This window comes from Myroides albus, from assembly GCF_009711045.1.
Classification (GTDB): Bacteria; Bacteroidota; Bacteroidia; order Flavobacteriales; family Flavobacteriaceae; genus Flavobacterium; species Flavobacterium album_A.
In genome coordinates this window covers 1-18926 of the sequence record NZ_WMJX01000029.1, presented here as the reverse complement: position 1 = coordinate 18926, position 18926 = coordinate 1, and the positions used below count along the sequence as shown (strand labels likewise).

The following is an 18926-nucleotide window of genomic DNA, read 5'->3' as shown; positions in this document are numbered from 1 at the left end:
ATCACCCTATATTATTGACATAAAGTAACTTCACACCACATAAAAAATCAACAAACTTCCTTAAAACAAAAAAAGCAGTGGAATTACCACTGCTTTTTATACGAATATCTTAAAAAGAAAGTTTCTTATTTATAAGCCTGATTCTGCTCAAGTTTTGAAACATTAATCTCCTTTTGAGGAATTGGAAACGCCAAGAAAGGATTGCCAAACTCAATAGAATCTCCAATATCTTCATTAGCGATGATTTTAGGATTTGTTATCGGTAGTTTCCAACGCATTGCATCTTCAAATCCAAAACCTTCAAACATCAACTCTTTCTGACGGACATCTTTCAAATCGTCCATCGTTATAGTGCTAAAGCTTTTTGGCTTCTCAGTACCGTTCTCTTTAAACACTACGCGCTTACCTTCAATCTGGTTCATATAATCTAAAGCAACAGCTGCATCTCCATTTGACGCTCCTTGTAACTGAGCCTCAACGTAATTCAACATCACCTCTTCTACTCTCAACATGCGAATATTAGACGATCTACTTACATACTTACCTGTATTTCTAAGTGCTTCCGTATCTTTCGCACCATCTAATTTGATTACTTCTGCGCGAATATCCTCTCCATCCTTTGGATTAAATACTGTATCTACAGTAGCATAATTCCATTGAAGATCACCATACCCACCTGAAGTACCAATACTATAAATATATTGCAAACTTGCAGTAAACTGATTATCTGTTCCTGATTGAGCTAATTCAAAAAGAGAATTTGTCATAACACCTTCCGATTTATAACCATCCAAATAACCTGATCTTGGCAATACGTCAACATTTCCTTTGTTATTAATCGCCTCTGCTGCTGACTCAATTACCACATCCAATTTACTCTTGTCAAATTGAGAAAAGAACAAAGCGATACGAGATTTCAAACCTAACGCTGCAGCATAGTTAATGCGCTCTTTCACAAGACTATTCCCTTCAGCTCCATTATCTCTACCTTCTTTCAAATAAACTATACCTTGATCTAAATCTTCAAAAATTCGCTCCATATTCTCCTTTACAGTAGCACGAGCTATTTTTTCATCAGCATTAGAAGGATCTGTTTTATAAGGTACTCCTAAAGCAGATACCCCTGCACCATTTACATACTGCTCACCATACAAACGAACCAAGTCGTAATGTGCCAACGCGCGAATTACATAACCTTGCCCTTTGTAATAATTATTAACAGCACTACTCTCTACATCTGCTCCAATAACTTTATTTGCATTCGTAATTACACGGTAAATTTGCAACCATGTATCCACGGCATATTTATGAGTTGGCAACAAAGCAAAACCCGAAACATTTCCAAAGCGCCCTGTACGGTCAGACGAATACATATAAGGAGCTCTTGCTTCTGAAAATACGATGACATCTCTACCATAATAGAATTCAGCTGTCATCCTTGCATATGCACCATTCACAGTCGCTTTTAACTCTTCTGTTGTTTTAATTGGCTCTGAACCATCTTTGTAATTTGATTGTTCTGAATCTAATGAACAAGCCGTAAATGTCATCGCACCTATTCCGAGAAAACCAACAACCGTCAATATTCTAAATATCTTTTTCATTGCTTTTAAAATTTAACATTTAACGTAAAAATCACAGACTTCAAAGGTGGGGTAGCCATTTCTACAAATCCTGTAGCATCTACCTCTGGATCCCATTTCAATCTTTTATCTTTCACCCAAGTGAAAGGGTTCATAGCAGATACAGCTAAGTTCACTCCATCTACACCAATGAATTTAACAGCTTCTTTCTTCAAGTTATAACCAAATGTCAATTGTCTAAGGCGAATATGATCTCCATCGTACAGCCATCTCGTACTTGGTGAAGTATAATTAGCATTACCTCCTGTAGATACACGAGGAACATCTGTAATATCACCAGGGTGCTGCCATCTATCCATCAACTCAGTAGTACCATTATAGGTATATAGTGAACGTGAATTAACTGTATTTGTATAGGAAGCCCATCCATCGTACACAGAATAACCTGCTGCAAAAGAAAATAAAGCATCCATATAAAACCCTTTATAATCAACGTGCGTATTAACACCACCTGTTACTTTAGGAAGAGCACTTGTATTTTGGTATCGCACCTCTGCTTCGTTGTAATTTGTCGTCTTAGTACCATCTGCCTTATACCATTGTGCATTACCCGTTTGAGCATCTACACCCGCATATTCTCTTAAATACCAAGTACCATATGCTTTTCCTTCTTCAATCGCATTATAGCTTCCCAAAACTTTAACCGTTTCACCGTTAATCACAGGCATATTAGTTACCTTATTCTTTACTGTTCCAACGTTTCCACCAATAGACCAGTTAAAGTCATCTCCTCTAAATAGATCATAATTCAGTTCTACCTCGATACCTCTATTAGTCATATCTCCAATATTCATCCATTGTGCTTCATACCCAGAAGTCATAGACAATGGACGTTGATACAATAGGTCTTTACTCTTACTTTGAAAATAAGTAAAGCTTCCCGTTAAGCGATTATTAAAGAATCCAAACTCAACTCCTGTATCGAATTTCTCTTGTTTTTCCCATCCCAAAGGTCCACCATATTGATAAGCAATAATAGCCGATTCATTGTTATATGTACCAGGCTCTAACAACTGCATATACATATTCGGATTGATAGTTGAGTTACCTGTCGTACCATAAGACCCTCTCAAACGCAATAGGCTAATTGCATGTGCACTATCCATGAAAGCCTCTGAACTAATATTCCATGCACCACCTACAGCAAAGAAATTCCCCCAACGCTCGTCTTTTGAAAATCTTGAAGAACCTTCTCTACGGAAAGTTACATCCAATAAATAGCGATTTTGGTAGTCGTAGTTTAACATTCCCAAATAGCTCAACTGTGACCAATCGTAGTAATCAGCAAATGTCGTAAAGTTAGCCGCTGCTGTTCCAAGACCTTCCATTCCTGGAGGTAATACCTCTCCTCTACCTTGTAATCTATTGAATTTATTCTTTTGGTACTCCATAACTCCTTTTACATTGAAGCGATGTGAATCCCCTAAATAAAAACGGTAGTTCAACGAGTTTTGCCAAACGTAGTTAAAGATTCGCTTTTCATCTTGAGAAGCTGACCCCTTATAAGCTTTACCATCCCCGTGTATAGGATTATAATATTGAGAATAGTTTGACAAGGTATAGTCCAAACCAATACTTGACTCAAATTTTAAATCATCTAATATTTTATAACCAATAGCATTATTTGATATTACTCTTGTAATATCGTTCACTATTGAGTTGTGTTTACTCGTATATAGAGAGTTGTGTAACCCTGCAGGCGTGTCCAAGTTGTACGAACCATCTTCCGCATAAATCGGTGCCCATGGACTCATAAACATCCCTGTCAAGTTAGGGTTAGAAAAATACGCTCCCCCTTCCATAATACCATTTTGCTTAATGTTCGAAACATTAGCCCCAATGGTAATATCCAACTTTTCATTCAGATTACGCGTCATATTAAATGACCCTGTTACCTTTCTAAAGTCAGAACCAATAACTGCTCCTTCATATTTATCATGCCCTAAACTCGCATAATAAGTACCCTTTTCATCACCTCCATTTACACCTAAGCTAACAGAAGCTACTAAAGCATCTTGATTCTTAACAGCTTTACGCCAATCGTTGTTCACTGAACCATTGTTTACCCATTGCACTAATCCATCATTACCATAATCTCCTACATACCAATCCCAAACATTGTCTTTATTGAAACCCTCTTCTTTACCAAATGAATTAATATTTGCCTCTAACCACAATTCTTTCTTTTGTTCTCCTGATAAGAATTTTGGTCCTTTACGTGCAAAGTTTTGAAAACCAACACTTGTTTTCAAACTATAAGAAGGCTCTCCTCTTTTACCCTTTTTAGTAGTAATCAAAATTACTCCATTACCACCACGTGCACCATAAGCAGCAGTTGCGGCAGCATCTTTTAACACAGTCATCGATTCGATGTCGTCACTGTTAATACCAGATAAAGCTGACAAAGAAGTTCCCGTTGCAACTCCATCGCTATCAACTGCCCCAGATAAGTTATCAGTAATAATAGGCATTCCATCAACAACGTACAAAGGCTCATTATTAGCCGACATAGAGTTACGCCCGCGAATACGGATATTTTGTACTGCTCCAGGTGACCCAGATGTAGAAGCAATTTGCAAACCAGCTACACGTCCTTGAAGCGCTTGATCGACTGATGCTACAGGTGTTTGACTTATAACTTCCCCCTTCACTGCTACCACATTACCTGTGATTTCGTTTTTAGCTTTAGTTTGTCCATACGCCATAACAACGACTTCCTCTAATTCTTCTCCTGCAGCGACCATATGTACATTATAAAATGAAGCTGCCCCCACTTTATACTTAACATCTTTCATGCCGATAAAAGAAAAGATTAACGTCTGGCCTGGTTTTACACTGATAGAATATTTACCATTCAAATCAGTTTGAGTACCCTCTTGGGTCCCTTCAATAATAACAGTAACTCCCGGTAGAGAAAGGCCATCCTCTACTACGGTTCCTGTCAAAGTTTTTTGTTGAGCAAAACCCACTTGAAAGAAAAACAAGCAGAGTATACTCAAAATCCATTTGTACTTTGATCTCATATTTAAATTGAATTAGTTTTTGAGGAAGAGTACAAGAAAAAATCGTGCTAAAAATTCAACAAAACTGAAACTTTAACACAGAAAGACATATATACAATTACACATATCAAACATATTTTATTAAAAACACAAAAACACAGGCAAAAAACAATACTTATAATCCTTAAAATACCATCTGTAAATCACAATAAATGTAAATATTCAAAACACTGTTAAATTTTAATATCTACACTAACTCCAGTGAATGTTCTCTGGAAAAATGCCTAAAAAAAGAATAGACACAGTGGGAAATCACAAGAAAAACCTGCTAAACCCAAACCAACTTGGTTGAAACAAAAAAAGAGTCACAACAAATGTTGTGACTCTTCTCTATCTAATAATATCAATTGTCTTATTTCAATTCTGAACTAAAGTCAACTTCTTTATTTGGTGTTCTCCAAGTCCATTTATGTGAACTTTGAGCGTCAATCTTACCTGCTAATGAAGCTGGATAGTTTCCACCTTCTTTACCTTCAAGTCGATTGATATCTAAATTCCATCGCTTCATATCAAACCAGTCAAAACCTTCACCCCATAGTTCGATTCCTCTGTATTTCACGATTTCTTTAAACATCTCATCACCTGATTTATCACAAGTGTAAGCTTCATCTCTACCTGAATTTTTAGTCAATTCAACTAATATCTTTGCAGCTTCACTATCATTACCTAAGAAATGTTCAGCTTCAGCCTCAATTAAATACATTTCAGAAACTCTAAAATGATTCAAATGTCCTACACCTGGCATATCATTAGCTTTGATCTTAAACTGCATATAAGCAGCTACCGTCGCAGCAGGGTTAAGATCGCGGAATTTATCTCTTGCTAACTTATCCATCTCTGAACCGTTTTCAGTCACACCTGAATCAAGAGCGTACACTCCATCTACAAGTACACCTTTATCATTATATGTGTTAAATGGAGTTGGATCTAAGAATAACTCTCTGCGAATATCTGTTTCTGGAATAGTTTCATAAAGCTCTTTAGCCATTCGTTTTGGATAACTACGAACAGCAGTAGCTGATGAGTTATACGCCATATACGCTTGGTATGAGAAATAGAATAATTGCTCATCAGAAGCACCATGACTACTCCAAATCCACTCTTGATTAGGATTTGCAAAACCTTCTTGGTATTGCTTTACAGTCATCAATGGATACTCCTCTTTCACTAAAGAAGCGTACTTCTTAGCTGTGTCGTAATCCTTCTTAGCTAAAGCAGCTCTTGCGAAAATAGCTTTCGCAACAGTACCATCAATCAAGTGATTCTCACCACGACGATCGTAATTACTCTCATCGAATAAGCTAATCGCGCTTTCTAAGTCAGCATAAATCTGCGTGTAAATATCAGCTAAAGGAGATAAAGGTAATTCTGCAGGTTGATTCTCCGATGTACGAAGTACTAAACACGCTTGACTTCCATTATTCGAATCATCCCATCTATAACCATAGATTTGAGATAACATCGTATAACTATAAGCTCTATATGCCAAAGCTTGAGCTTTTAAGTATTGTCTTTCATCTTTAGTTCCTTCAGCACTATCTACATGCTCAATAATAGTATTTGCATCTGCAATTATTTTATAATAATAATGCCATGGATAATAATCGTAAACCGAAGAAACATTATCGTAAAAGTTTCCAACGATTAGATTTTTCCAACCAGGTAAGTTTACACGGAAATTCTGTCCCATGTATTCCCCATAATACATCTTAATCGTTCCTTCACCATTAAATCCTTGACTACCCACATGCTGAGTAACCATCAATTTTGCTAAACCATTAACAGCTATTTTAATACCTTTTGTGTCCTTAAGTAAAGTTTCTGGAGAAACTTCATCTGTAGGATAAGTATCCAAATAGTCTGAACTACAAGCACCACTTAAAGCAATAGCAGCAACAAGTACAAAGTATTTTATATTTTTAAATTTCATTTTCGTTAATTTTAGAATGCAACATTAATACCAAATGTATATGTACGAGGAGTAACATAAGCATCATACAGAATACCATTGTAAGTTTGTTGTGGATTCATTCCTTTGCGTTTTGTAAAAGTTAAAACGTTTTCAACTCCTGCAGTAAAACGCAATCCGTTAATCCCCATCTTCTCCATAGTTTCTTTCGGCATCTCATAGCTCAATGAAATATTCTTGAACACTAAATAAGAAGCGTCTTTCAACCATCTATCAGAATAAGTTCCACTTGTATAGCTTGATCTATCAAAATCCATTACTGGAGTTCCATTAGGATCAATTCTGTTAGGAGATGTTTCTGTCATTCCTTCAGGAGCACCAGTCCAAGATCCTAAGATATCTTTGTGTAAAGCTGATGGATTTGATGTAACATTCATTAAACCTGAATATGAAGTATCGTAAACTTTCCCACCAATACTATACGTAAACAAAGCAGATAAAGAGAAGTTTTTATAGCTTAATGAAGTATTAAAACTACCATTTACTTTAGGCAATGCACTACCAGACCAATCTCTACGCGCATAAGTTGTATAAGTAGTGTAATATTTGTCTCCAATTTGAGCTAAATATTGATCTTCAACTTGTTTTTTACCAGCTTCTCCTGTTGCAGTGTACACATCTGTATCTAATTCATACAAAGCATTTCCTGTCATTTGATCTACACCAGCATACTGATATAAGTAAAATTCAAATACACTCTTACCTTCTGCAATTTTTTGGTAGTCATTTCTAACAATTCCAGCCTCTCTATTTTCTGCTGGTAAAGAAGCAACTTTATTCTTTAACCAAGTTGCGTTAGCACCAAAGTTCCATCTTAAATCGTGATTGTTGATGATATCGATATCAAAAGCAACCTCAATACCTTTATTAGTAATAACACCAACGTTTCTTGTGATTAATGCCTCAGCACTTCCAGTAGATGTACTTCCAGTAGAAAGTGGCAAGTTAAAGTCGATCAATAAGTTTTGTGAACGCTTGTCAAAATACTCCACACTTAAATTCATGCGGTTAAACAATCTTGTTTCTACAGCTGCTCCAAATGAAGAAGAAGTTTCCCACTTAAGATCTTTATTTCCATTTTGCGATCTATAAGCACCTGGTTTACCACCATTCTTAACAATCGCATACAAATCTTGGTATGCATACCAATCAACACCTTGATCGTTACCTACTTCACCATACGAAGCACGAACTTTAAGATTGTCAATTACGCTTGATTGGAACCAATTTTCGTTAGAGATGATATAGCTACCTCCAACAGACCAGAAGTTACCCCATCTGTTATCTTTGTGGAATTTAGAAGACCCATCGCGACGGAAAGATCCTTCTACGAAATACTTATTATCATAGTTATACTTCACACGAGAGAAGTAACCTTCTGTACGGTAAACATCTGTATAATCTAATAAGTTAGTTGTTTCACTAAAGTTTACGAAATCAGGTAATCCTGCGAAAGTCTCTCCTGATTTGATAGCGTATAATGTACTTCTTTCCGTACTGTAATTTTCGTGTCCTAATAAAACTTGAAGATTGTGATTTCCTAAATCTTTGTTCCAGTTCAACAATTGTTGCGCTGTATACGTTTTATATCTTCTAATATCACGACGTCCACGTCCAATTGTTCCTGAACCATCACCGATAATAGCATTCTCATATTTGCGATCTTCAGCGTTACTTGTATTTAAATCCCCTCTAATAGAGAAAGTAAAATCTTCTAAAAACTTAATATCTGCAAATACTTGAGCATTCATGGTATTTCGAATTGTTTCCATTGAATTCAATTCGTTCTCCCAAATATTGTGTCTACCTTTAAACTGATTTCTTGTTTTAGTACCATCGTCATAAACTCTGTTTCCACTTTCATCTCTTACAAATGAACCATCTGCATTATGCAAGTGAACAGGGTAAATAGGCGCAATGTTACGAGCGAACATAAATGGGTTTGTAAAGTTGTTAGTATTGTCTCTATCCGCTGGAACACCATTCGATACTTGATGAGATCCAGAGATATTTGCTCCAACTTTTAACCAATCGTTTACGTTATAATCTGCATTTAACCTTCCAGTAAAACGTTTGAAATCAGATTTTTTAAAGTATCCTTCGTTGTTTAAGAATCCTGTAGAAAAGTATGCTCCTCCTTTTTCGTTAGCAATTCTACCATTCATATTAATATCTTGGAAATACCCCGTTCTTTCAATTGGTTTGTACCAATCTAAATCACTTTTGTATCCTTCTAATATTTGAGCATCTGATCTTAATTGACCATTTTCAAACAATTGATCTGCAGGCTTGTCGTAAATATTCAAACCTAAGAAGTCTTTAATCAATCCACTATTTGCTAAAGCTGTAGCTTCATCAAAAGATTTTCCTCCTGTTAAAAGACTGTTTCTATAACCTTCATACATTACATTCATGAAGTCATCTGGTCCGATGCGATCGTAATCTTTAATACCACGTGTATAAACACCTTGTTTCATATCCACGTTAAAAGATACACCAGCTTTAGAACCTTTCTTAGTAGTAATCATAATTACCCCATTAGATGCTCTATTACCATATAACGTTGTAGAAGATGCATCTTTCAAAACAGACATACTTTCAATATCCGCAGGATTAATATCAGAAATATTACCACCATAAGGAACACCATCTACTACGTATAAAGGTGCGTTAGCATCAACTCCTTTTACTTCTCCTTTCAAAGATGTAAAACCACGAATACGAACCTCTGGCTCAGAACCAGGCTGACCTGAAGTATTATTCACTTGAATACCAGCAAATGCACCTTCTAAAGCTGAAACAGCATTTGAAGAAGATCGCTTAGTAATATCATCTGACTTTACAACCGAAATAGCCCCTGTTACAGATTCTTTAGTTGCAGTACCATAGGCAACAACAACTACTTCCTCTAACATTCCGTCGTCATAAGTCATTTCTACATTATAAGTTGTAGCATTTCCTACTGTGTATGATTTGTTATTCATACCGATAAAAGAAAACTCAAGAACATCTCCAGGCTTTACTTGGATAGAATATTTTCCGTCCAAATCCGTTTGTGTTCCTTCTTGAGTCCCTTTAATAATAACAGACACTCCTGGTAGAGTCATACCCCCCTCAGAGACAACTCCTGTCAATGTCTTTACTTGAGCAAAAGAAATTTGCACAAATAGCACCATAAATAGCGCTAAAGTCCATTTAAACTTTGATATCATTATTAAATTGAATTAGTTAGTTCACAAACTTAAAAAAGTAATCTAAAAACTAACAAACCCTCATAGTTATTAACATCAAGGCCGTTTTCAATTATCAAACTATTAATATAAAATACTTAAAACTTCTAAATTATTATATAAAAAACATCTCTACACAAGAATAAATAAACATATGTAATTCGCAAAAAGTGATATTATCACAAACAAAATAAAAAAACGAGAATACTTTTAACTAAAAAAACTTTCCATAGACCCGATTTACCTTAAACAAAACTTAATTTTAACATTACACTAACCTAATAAAATCTTCATATGCCTCAATCTCTTTCTATCTTTGTTTCACAAACCTTTTATAAAATGTTACTAAAAAATTATTCAGGATTAATCTTAGAAGCGGGTACTGATGAAGCAGGTAGAGGATGTATTGCTGGTCCTGTAACGGCTGCTGCAGTAATCCTACCAGAAGATTTTGAAAACGAATTTGTTAATGACTCAAAGAAAATTACAGCGAAACTCAGGTATTCACTAAGACAAGTGATTGAAGAAAAGGCATTGACGTATAAGGTTACTCACATATATGAGGATACAATTGAAGAAATCAACATCCTGCATGCTTCTATCTTAGCTATGCAGCAATCTGTCTTAGCTCTGACACCCAAACCTGAATTTCTCATTATTGACGGAAATAAATTTACACCCATTCCCGAATTGCCCTATGAGTGCATTGTCAAAGGCGATATGAAATACCTTAGCCTCGCAGCTGCCTCTATCTTAGCTAAAACATATAGAGATGACTATATGGATCAAATTCACGAGGAATTTCCCATGTACAATTGGAAGAAAAACAAAGGATACCCTACAAAAGAACACAGAGAAGCCATAGCAAAATTTGGACCTTGTAAGTATCACAGAAAGTCATTCAAACTGCTTCCCGATCAATTAAAACTTGATTTTTAACGAACAATCCCAATACAGATGCTCCACGAGCATCTTTTTTTATATAAAATTTAGTGCTTATCAAGACAACTTATTTCTTAAATCCACTTTGAAACAATCCTCTCACATTGGCTATTTCGGAGGAATTGATAGCATAGCAGTCACAGGGTGATCGCATAGTGGTCGCATACTTTTGCGCATAAAGTATGCGACCACTATGCGATCATATGCCGACCACAAGCCGACCACCCCCTAAAATCCCTGTCTCGTCCTAATATAGTTGTACAGATATTATATACAATCCCACTTATAACTATGTACTTGTTTTTATACTCCAATTGCAACGATACAAGTTCGTGTCGCTTGTTTTTTTCTTCTATTGCTTTTTCTTTCTCTTTTAGCTATTTAAAACAGTAAAGTTTTTCACAATGGTTCAGCCTTTCTTATCACAACAAAAAAGAGGTAACCACTACACAGTGATTACCTCTCAGTTTGTATTTTAAATCGCTTCAGTAGAACTTAAGCAAAAATCTTATTTACCGCGTTAATTGTATAATCTAAATCTTCATAAGTCAGCGCATCAGTAATAAACCACGTTTCATAAGAAGATGGAGCAATATAGACACCTTCTGCAAGTAAGCCGTGGAAAAACTTGTTAAAAGTATCATTGTGACCATACCCTGCGGTATCAAAATCAACGACTTCTCTTTTGTCGAAAAACACTGATATCATTGACCCTACGCGATTAATTGTATGATCTACGTGATTAGCTTCTAACACACGACGAAGACCTTTCTCTAAATAAGCAGTTTTCTCCTCTAAGCGAGAGAACAATTCTAAATCTTTCTCGATTTCCTGCAACATAGTTAAACCAGCAGCCATTGCTAATGGATTACCAGATAGCGTACCAGCTTGATAAACAGGGCCAACTGGAGCTAAGTAATTCATGATTTCAGCACGACCTGCAAAAGCTCCTACAGGCAATCCTCCTCCAATCACTTTTCCAAAAGTAACTAAATCAGCATTTACCTTAAACAATTCTTGAGCTCCACCTCTTGCAAGCCTAAATCCAGTCATAACCTCATCAAAGATAAGCAATGCTCCAAACTCATCACACAGTGCTCTTAAACCTTCTAAAAAGCCCTTTTTCGGAGGCACACACCCCATATTCCCCGCTACAGGTTCTACGATAATCGCAGCTACTTCCTCTTTGTTTGCTTCCAAAATAGCACGTACGTTTGCTAAATCATTGTAAATAGCAAGTAAAGTGTCTTTGGCTGTTCCCTGCGTAACACCAGGACTATTAGGCGATCCAAAAGTCACTGCTCCACTTCCTGCCGAAATCAAGAATGAATCTGAATGCCCGTGATAACATCCCTTAAATTTGATTATCTTCTCTCTACTCGTAAAACCACGAGCTAAGCGAATCGCACTCATACAAGCTTCTGTACCAGAATTTACAAATCGTATCTTGTCGATATTAGGTACCATTGACACAGCTAATTCAGCTATTTTCGTTTCAATCTCAGTAGGCATACCAAATGAAGTCCCTAATTTTGCTTTTTCAATCACAGCATTAACTACTGGCTCATAAGCATGTCCCAAAATCATAGGCCCCCATGAGTTGATATAATCAATCAAGCGATTCCCATCTTCATCATACAAGTAAGCCCCTTTCGCTTTCTTTACAAAAATCGGTGTACCTCCAACAGATTTAAAAGCTCTTACAGGCGAATTAACACCACCGGGAATTACTTTCTCAGCTTCAGCAAATAACTGACTACTTCTTTGATACAACATAATTATTTTATTTTTAAGATTTGACCAATTGACAAAGCTGTTCCCGACATCTTATTCATTTTTTGAAGTTCAGAAACAGTCATATTATATTTTTTGGAGATAGAATACAATGTATCTCCTTTCTTAACTACATGACTTTTTTTGCTACTTGTAGTTACTTTTGTTTGAGGGATAACAGGCTGCGTTTCTACATAAGTATCTTCGTAAACGCCACTTTGCAATCCCATAATATCCATCATTTCCTTATCGTAATCACTCAGTGAATAACGCTCTATAAGGCTAATTAATTTATCTGCATACTTTGGATCTGTAGCATATCCTGCTTTCTTTAATCCTCTTGCCCATCCCTTATAGTCGTCTTTAGGCAGTGTAAACAAATCGCTGTATCGACTTCTCCCTACCAAAAACATAGAGTGATCTCGATATGATTCGGCTGGTGAGTCGTACTTTCTAAAACATTCATCAGGTGCATCATCTGTATGTCGTACAGAAGGTCCTTCCCATCCTTTATGACACTTAATACCAAAGTGATTATTGGCATTGCGGCTAAGTGTTCCCTGTCCTGAACCAGACTCTAAAACGCCTTGAGCTAAAGTAATACTCGCCGGGATACCATGATTCACCATATTGTCTTGTGCAATACCTTTGTAAGTCAGAATATAATTTTGAATTAGATCAGTAGTGACAACGACAGAAGACGTCGCGTCTAACACTTGCGATTGATCGCTATTACTTGTTACGCGTTTGTACTCCGTTGTTTTCGCCTGTTTATGTTCCTCTTTTTTGCGCAAATCAGCTCTGTATTGTTCCTTAGAAACAAGCTCCTTTGTGCGTACTTTCTTCCCAGATAGAGTACTCCTCTTTGAACCACAACTTACAAGCAAAAGAATGCTTGTTAACAATAAAACCTTTTTCAACATATATTACTTATTCACCTTTTATAATATCATTCCAACCTTGCAACCCACCAGAATGGATGAGCAGTATTTTGCTATTTTCGGGAAATTTGTCTTGCTCAATCATTTTGAGTACACCAAATAGCATTTTCCCATTATAGATCGGATCAAACAATACTCCTGTCTTTTTCTCTATATTCAACAAGAAATCAATCAACTCCTGAGTCACTTTGCCATAGCCTCCAAAGTGATAATCTAAAATGAGATCCCAATTTGTCCTATTTGTATACTTTCTAATTTCATCAAACAGAAAATCACCCTTTAGAGCAGGAAAACCCAAAACTTGTTGTCGTTCAGTAGAGGCATTGATAATTCCCGCTACTGTACCTCCAGTACCTGCCGCACAACAAATATAATCAAAGACTTTGTCTTCCTCTTTTAATATTTCCTCTGTACCTCTAATAGCCAACTCATTTGTCCCTCCTTCGGGTACCAAATAAAAGTCGCCATACACTTGTTCAAGGTAATTGACAAAGGACCGGTCACTCTTCTCTCTATACTGCGTTCGCGTTACAAACTCAAACAACATTCCATCTTGCTCCGCTTTAAATAGCGTAGGGTTATCCTTGTACTTAGTCTTGAGCTCCTCTCCTCTTATCACTCCTATTGTCTGTAATCCTAAAATACGTCCAGCAGCGGCTGTTGCAGCAATATGATTAGAATAGGCTCCTCCAAAAGTTAAAAGTTTGCTATATCCTAACCGCTTAGCTTCAGCTATATTGTATTTTAATTTGCGAAATTTATTACCCGATACTTCTGGGTGCAATAAGTCTTCCCGCTTAACAATTAGTTGAATCCCCTTGGGGAGATTTAACAGCAATTCTTCATTATACACCTTTTCTTTCTCAAACATATTTCAGAAAATAAAACCCAAACTAAATATACAATATATAGAAATTTAACGCTTACACACGCTTTAAAATTGCCATTACCCAAACTTTAAATCTAAAGTAATGTTAAATACGAAATATTAAAGGTGTTTTATTATTAATTTCAAGGGTATCAATCCGATATAAGAATAGAAATAAAACAAATTATTATTATCTTACAGCCAAGAAATTAAACATTGCGATTAAATGTCACAACTACGGCAAAAGTAAAAAATACTCTGCATTATGTGATGTCTTAGTCCATATAATTATCAAAACTAAACAAAACTATTGTAATGACATTTCAAGAACTTATAAAACAAGGTATTCCAAGTGAATTACCTCAACCAAAAACTTATGACATTAGTGTAAATCACGCACCAAAGAGAAAGGAAATCTTAAGCAATGAAGAGAGAATATTAGCGCTGAAAAATGCTTTGAGATACTTTGATAGCAAGCACCACGCTACACTAATTCCAGAGTTTAAAGAAGAACTTGAAAAATATGGTCGAATTTACATGTATCGATTTCGACCTGACTATAAGATGTATGCTCGTCCTATTGAGGAATACCCAGGTAACTCCCTACAGGCAAGAGCTATCATGTTAATGATACAGAACAACCTTGACTATGCAGTAGCCCAACATCCACATGAGTTAATTACCTATGGTGGTAATGGAGCTGTATTTTCAAACTGGGCACAGTATCTTCTGACGATGAAATACTTGTCAGAAATGACAGATGAACAAACCTTAGTTATGTACTCAGGTCACCCTATGGGACTATTCCCTTCTCATAAAAACGCTCCGAGAGTAGTCGTTACAAACGGTATGATGATCCCTAATTATTCTAAACCAGATGATTGGGAAAAGTTTAATGCCTTAGGTGTAACACAATACGGACAAATGACTGCAGGAAGTTATATGTACATAGGTCCACAGGGTATTGTACACGGAACGACGATTACTGTGTTGAATGGCGGTAGAAAAATCTCTAAGAATGGAGAGGGATTAGCGGGAAAACTATTTGTTACTTCAGGATTAGGAGGTATGAGTGGGGCGCAACCAAAAGCTGGAAATATTGCGGGGTGCATTACAGTTTGTGCTGAAGTTAACCCAAAAGCTGTACATACAAGACATTCTCAAGGATGGGTAGACGAAGTGATTACTGATATAAACGAATTGGTTGTACGCGTTAAAAAAGCACAACAGAACAAAGAAGTTGTTTCTATTGCCTATCAAGGAAATGTCGTGGATATATGGGAAGAATTTGATAAACAAGATTTATACATTGACTTAGGATCAGATCAAACATCATTACACAACCCTTGGGCTGGAGGATACTACCCTGTAGGAGTGTCATTTGAAGATGCTAATGACCTTATGGCTAATAATCCTTCTCGATTTAAAGAATTAGTACAAGAATCACTGAGACGACAAGCTACTGCTATCAATAAACACACGGCAAAAGGCACCTACTTTTTTGACTATGGAAATGCATTCTTACTCGAGGCATCAAGAGCAGGGGCTGATGTGATGGCACCCAATAATATTGATTTTAAATACCCAAGTTATGTACAAGATATTATGGGTCCAATGTGTTTTGATTACGGTTTTGGTCCATTTAGATGGGTTTGTACTTCTGGTAAACCAGAGGACTTAGCCAAGACAGATGAGATTGCTTGTGAGGTATTAGAGGAGATGATAAAAAACTCTCCAAAAGAAATACAACAACAAATGGCGGATAATATCCGTTGGATAAAAGGAGCTCAAGAGAATAAATTAGTTGTCGGTTCGCAAGCACGTATCTTATATGCAGACGCAGAAGGGCGAATTAACATTGCTAAAGCGTTTAATGACGCTATCAAAGCGGGCAAAATAGGACCTGTTGTTCTCGGTAGAGACCATCACGATGTATCAGGTACAGATTCCCCATATAGAGAAACCTCAAATATCTATGATGGATCAAAGTTTACAGCTGATATGGCGATACACAATGTGATTGGCGATAGCTTTAGAGGTGCTACATGGGTATCTATTCACAATGGTGGCGGTGTAGGCTGGGGAGAAGTGATTAATGGTGGATTTGGCATGTTACTTGATGGTACAGTTGAAGCGCAAAAAAGATTAGAGTCAATGTTGTTTTGGGATGTAAATAATGGAATCGCTCGTAGAAGTTGGGCTCGCAATGACGAGGCTATATTTGCAATTAAACGTGCGATGGAAGTTGAACCTTTATTAAAAGTGACTATTCCAAATCTTGTTGACGAAAGTTTATTAAAGTAAACAACTAAAAAAACGTTAGATATGAAATTGATTAAGTTTATTCCCATTGCATTTGCTTTGCTTTTGACTGCTGCCTGTAGCAGTGTCAGAGTAAACACAGATTACGATAAGTCAGCTAACTTTACAGCTTACAAAACTTATGCTTTCTTAAAAGAAGGTGTCGATGCTGCACAAATTAATGACATAGACAAAAAGCGTATCCTAAATTCAATTGATGCTGAATTAACTGCAAAAGGTTTTGTTAAGTCGAATGACAATCCTGATTTTGTAATCAGTATTTTCACTTTAGCAACTAAAAACGTAAATGTCACTCACAGTAATTACTATAGCCCATGGGGTTATTATGGATATGGACCTTATTGGGGACCGCAAAACACAAATATTTCTACTCATATAGAAGGTACTTTATACATCGATATATTTGATACTAAAAGCAAGAGCTTAGTTTGGCAAGGAACCGGAATGGGATTGATTACGCCAAATCAAAAATCAGAAAAAAAAGAGGAGAGAATTAAAGAGTTTGCTCAAAAAGTCTTATCTACTTTTCCTCCTACAAAATAAGAAGGTATTAAAAAGCACGTTGTAAATTCACAACGTGCTTTTTTTATTAGTTTACTTATTTACTCAAAAGTTTACGACTTTCTAATTTCTTATACTCTTTTGGGAATGTCAAAGTTTTGAAATAGTCCTTAGAAAATTGCACTGTCTTGCGGTTATCTTTAAATTCAAGGGATAGATTAGCTCTTGACTCTGTCACATCATAAGACATCATAGATTGTACTCTACCATCGTAAATCACCCCTGCAAAAGTATTAATGACATTAAGTGATACAAAACCATTATGATCAATAAAATCACGAAGGAGAACACTAAACTTCTTAATATCATTTGTATTCATTGTCTCTTGGTGATCTGAAGAAACGATAAGTCCCTGTAAGTCAATTTCCAACATTTCATTCTCACCAGGATAAATTGCTACCTCAGGATTCTCTTCTTGAATGATTACTTTCCAAATTCTCGCTATGGCACCTGATACAACAGTATTACCTTCAACGGCAAAATCTTCACTTACTACATCAATGAAATAAGTTGCAAAAGTAATTACTTCACCTTCAGATGTCGTAGTCTTATTCAATTTTACAAGATCTACATCATCAGCACCTTTTATCGTTTCGGCATACAAGAGTGTACGGTTGGTATCAATCGTATAAACCTTATTGTTAATGTAAATAGTATTCGGCTCCCCTTTAGGTCGTTCTTTGACTTCTACTTCAACAGTTCTGGACATCTTATAACCATCTTTGGTTGCTACAAACTTAAACTTACCAGATTGATTAGCAGTCCATTTAACACCTTCGACTTGTGAGCCATTTTGATCTTTAATAGTTACATTACTCAATATATCGTTTCCTGTCTTGGCACTGAAAGTCACCGTTTCTCCAACGTAAATACTACTTTTGTCCACTGTCAAATCAATAGCTTGAATATTGTCACTTACCACTCTAATTGTCACATTGTCACTCTGATCATAACCGCTTTTTCTTGCAAATACATTATACACTCCTTCTTCTTTAAACTGATATGGATTAGATATCTGTTGCTCTCTCATATATAACTTAGCATCTTTAATTGCTATGTTATTAGCAGTAACTGTAAAGTAAACCTTTTCTCCTACCTTTACGTCATAAGCGTTTACTTCAACAAATAACTTCGCATTTTCACGTTCATCTGAGTCACTATCTTTAGAACAGGTCCATAGAAAAAAGCTACTAATACCAAGTAGGAATAACATTAAAATTTTTTTCATCTTTATATATAATTTGGTTCTTCTCTCTATATAAATTTAAACATTTTCAAACTATTATAATTTTACTTTTCAAAGCATATGTGACATATTGTATCATTATCTAAATTCTAAACCCAATAGAAATGCTTACTCGTACTGCTTTCTTTGAATTTTTAAATTAATCAAACATTGATAAAAGAAAATGTAAAATAATTCATTTGTATTTACTCTTTATTATTGCTTGTTTTATACCTCATAACAAACACTTACTTCTTCCAAAAAAAGGCAATAACTCCTCCATTTAAAATCTTACACAACTAATAATAAAATCAGCTACTTACATTATTATATTCTCAAAAACACTCTAATATTAACGTGAGTTCGACTTAAGCTATTAGTCTATTTTGA

At 35.9% G+C, this 18926-nt stretch carries 11 protein-coding genes; 3 read left to right on the top strand and 8 right to left on the bottom strand.

The annotated features are described in order from the left end of the window. Positions 1 to 125: 125 nt before the first annotated feature. From GJV76_RS11695 to GJV76_RS11680, 4 genes are all read right to left on the bottom strand, one after another. Positions 126 to 1604, bottom strand: coding sequence for a RagB/SusD family nutrient uptake outer membrane protein (locus GJV76_RS11695; protein ID WP_155092804.1), 1479 nt, complete (start codon positions 1602 to 1604; stop codon positions 126 to 128). A 5-nt stretch (positions 1605 to 1609) separates the two neighbouring features. After that, entirely contained in the window at positions 1610 to 4666 is a 3057-nt protein-coding gene (locus tag GJV76_RS11690) for a SusC/RagA family TonB-linked outer membrane protein (RefSeq protein WP_155092803.1), read from the bottom strand. A gap of 391 nt (positions 4667 to 5057) precedes the next feature. Then, complete coding sequence (locus GJV76_RS11685) at positions 5058 to 6635, bottom strand: RagB/SusD family nutrient uptake outer membrane protein (RefSeq protein ID WP_155092802.1); 1578 nt, start codon at positions 6633 to 6635, stop codon at positions 5058 to 5060. A gap of 11 nt (positions 6636 to 6646) precedes the next feature. After that, positions 6647 to 9886 carry a SusC/RagA family TonB-linked outer membrane protein gene (locus tag GJV76_RS11680; protein WP_155092801.1) on the bottom strand — a complete coding sequence of 1080 codons (3240 nt, stop codon included), beginning with the start codon at positions 9884 to 9886 and terminating at the stop codon, positions 6647 to 6649. 357 nt (positions 9887 to 10243) lie between these two features. Here GJV76_RS11680 and GJV76_RS11675 point away from each other — a divergent pair, with 357 nt between their 5' ends. After that, the gene (locus GJV76_RS11675; protein WP_155092800.1) at positions 10244 to 10843 is read left to right on the top strand and encodes a ribonuclease HII; all 600 of its coding nucleotides are present in this window, start codon (positions 10244 to 10246) and stop codon (positions 10841 to 10843) included. A 498-nt stretch (positions 10844 to 11341) separates the two neighbouring features. Here the strand turns inward: GJV76_RS11675 and hemL are convergent, their stop codons facing one another. From hemL to GJV76_RS11660, 3 genes are read right to left on the bottom strand one after another with little or no spacing between them, the layout of a single operon-like run. Continuing rightward, on the bottom strand, positions 11342 to 12622 hold the full coding sequence (hemL, locus tag GJV76_RS11670) for a glutamate-1-semialdehyde 2,1-aminomutase (RefSeq protein WP_155092799.1): 1281 nt from the start codon (positions 12620 to 12622) through the stop codon (positions 11342 to 11344). A gap of 2 nt (positions 12623 to 12624) precedes the next feature. Then, positions 12625 to 13542, bottom strand: a complete 918-nt coding sequence (locus GJV76_RS11665) for a glucosaminidase domain-containing protein (protein WP_155092798.1) — start codon at positions 13540 to 13542, stop codon at positions 12625 to 12627. 7 nt (positions 13543 to 13549) lie between these two features. Beyond that, positions 13550 to 14431 carry a 1-aminocyclopropane-1-carboxylate deaminase/D-cysteine desulfhydrase gene (locus GJV76_RS11660; RefSeq protein ID WP_155092797.1) on the bottom strand — a complete coding sequence of 294 codons (882 nt, stop codon included), beginning with the start codon at positions 14429 to 14431 and terminating at the stop codon, positions 13550 to 13552. A gap of 312 nt (positions 14432 to 14743) precedes the next feature. Between GJV76_RS11660 and GJV76_RS11655 the strand changes: the two genes are divergently transcribed. Both GJV76_RS11655 and GJV76_RS11650 read left to right on the top strand, forming a co-directional pair. After that, a complete protein-coding gene (locus tag GJV76_RS11655; protein WP_155092796.1) occupies positions 14744 to 16732 on the top strand; it encodes a urocanate hydratase in 1989 nt (662 codons plus the stop codon). 21 nt (positions 16733 to 16753) lie between these two features. Continuing rightward, positions 16754 to 17293, top strand: coding sequence for a DUF4136 domain-containing protein (locus tag GJV76_RS11650; RefSeq protein ID WP_155092795.1), 540 nt, complete (start codon positions 16754 to 16756; stop codon positions 17291 to 17293). Between the two features lie 55 nt (positions 17294 to 17348). Here the strand turns inward: GJV76_RS11650 and GJV76_RS11645 are convergent, their stop codons facing one another. Then, positions 17349 to 18539, bottom strand: a complete 1191-nt coding sequence (locus tag GJV76_RS11645; RefSeq protein ID WP_155092794.1) for a hypothetical protein — start codon at positions 18537 to 18539, stop codon at positions 17349 to 17351. Positions 18540 to 18926 lie beyond the last annotated feature (387 nt).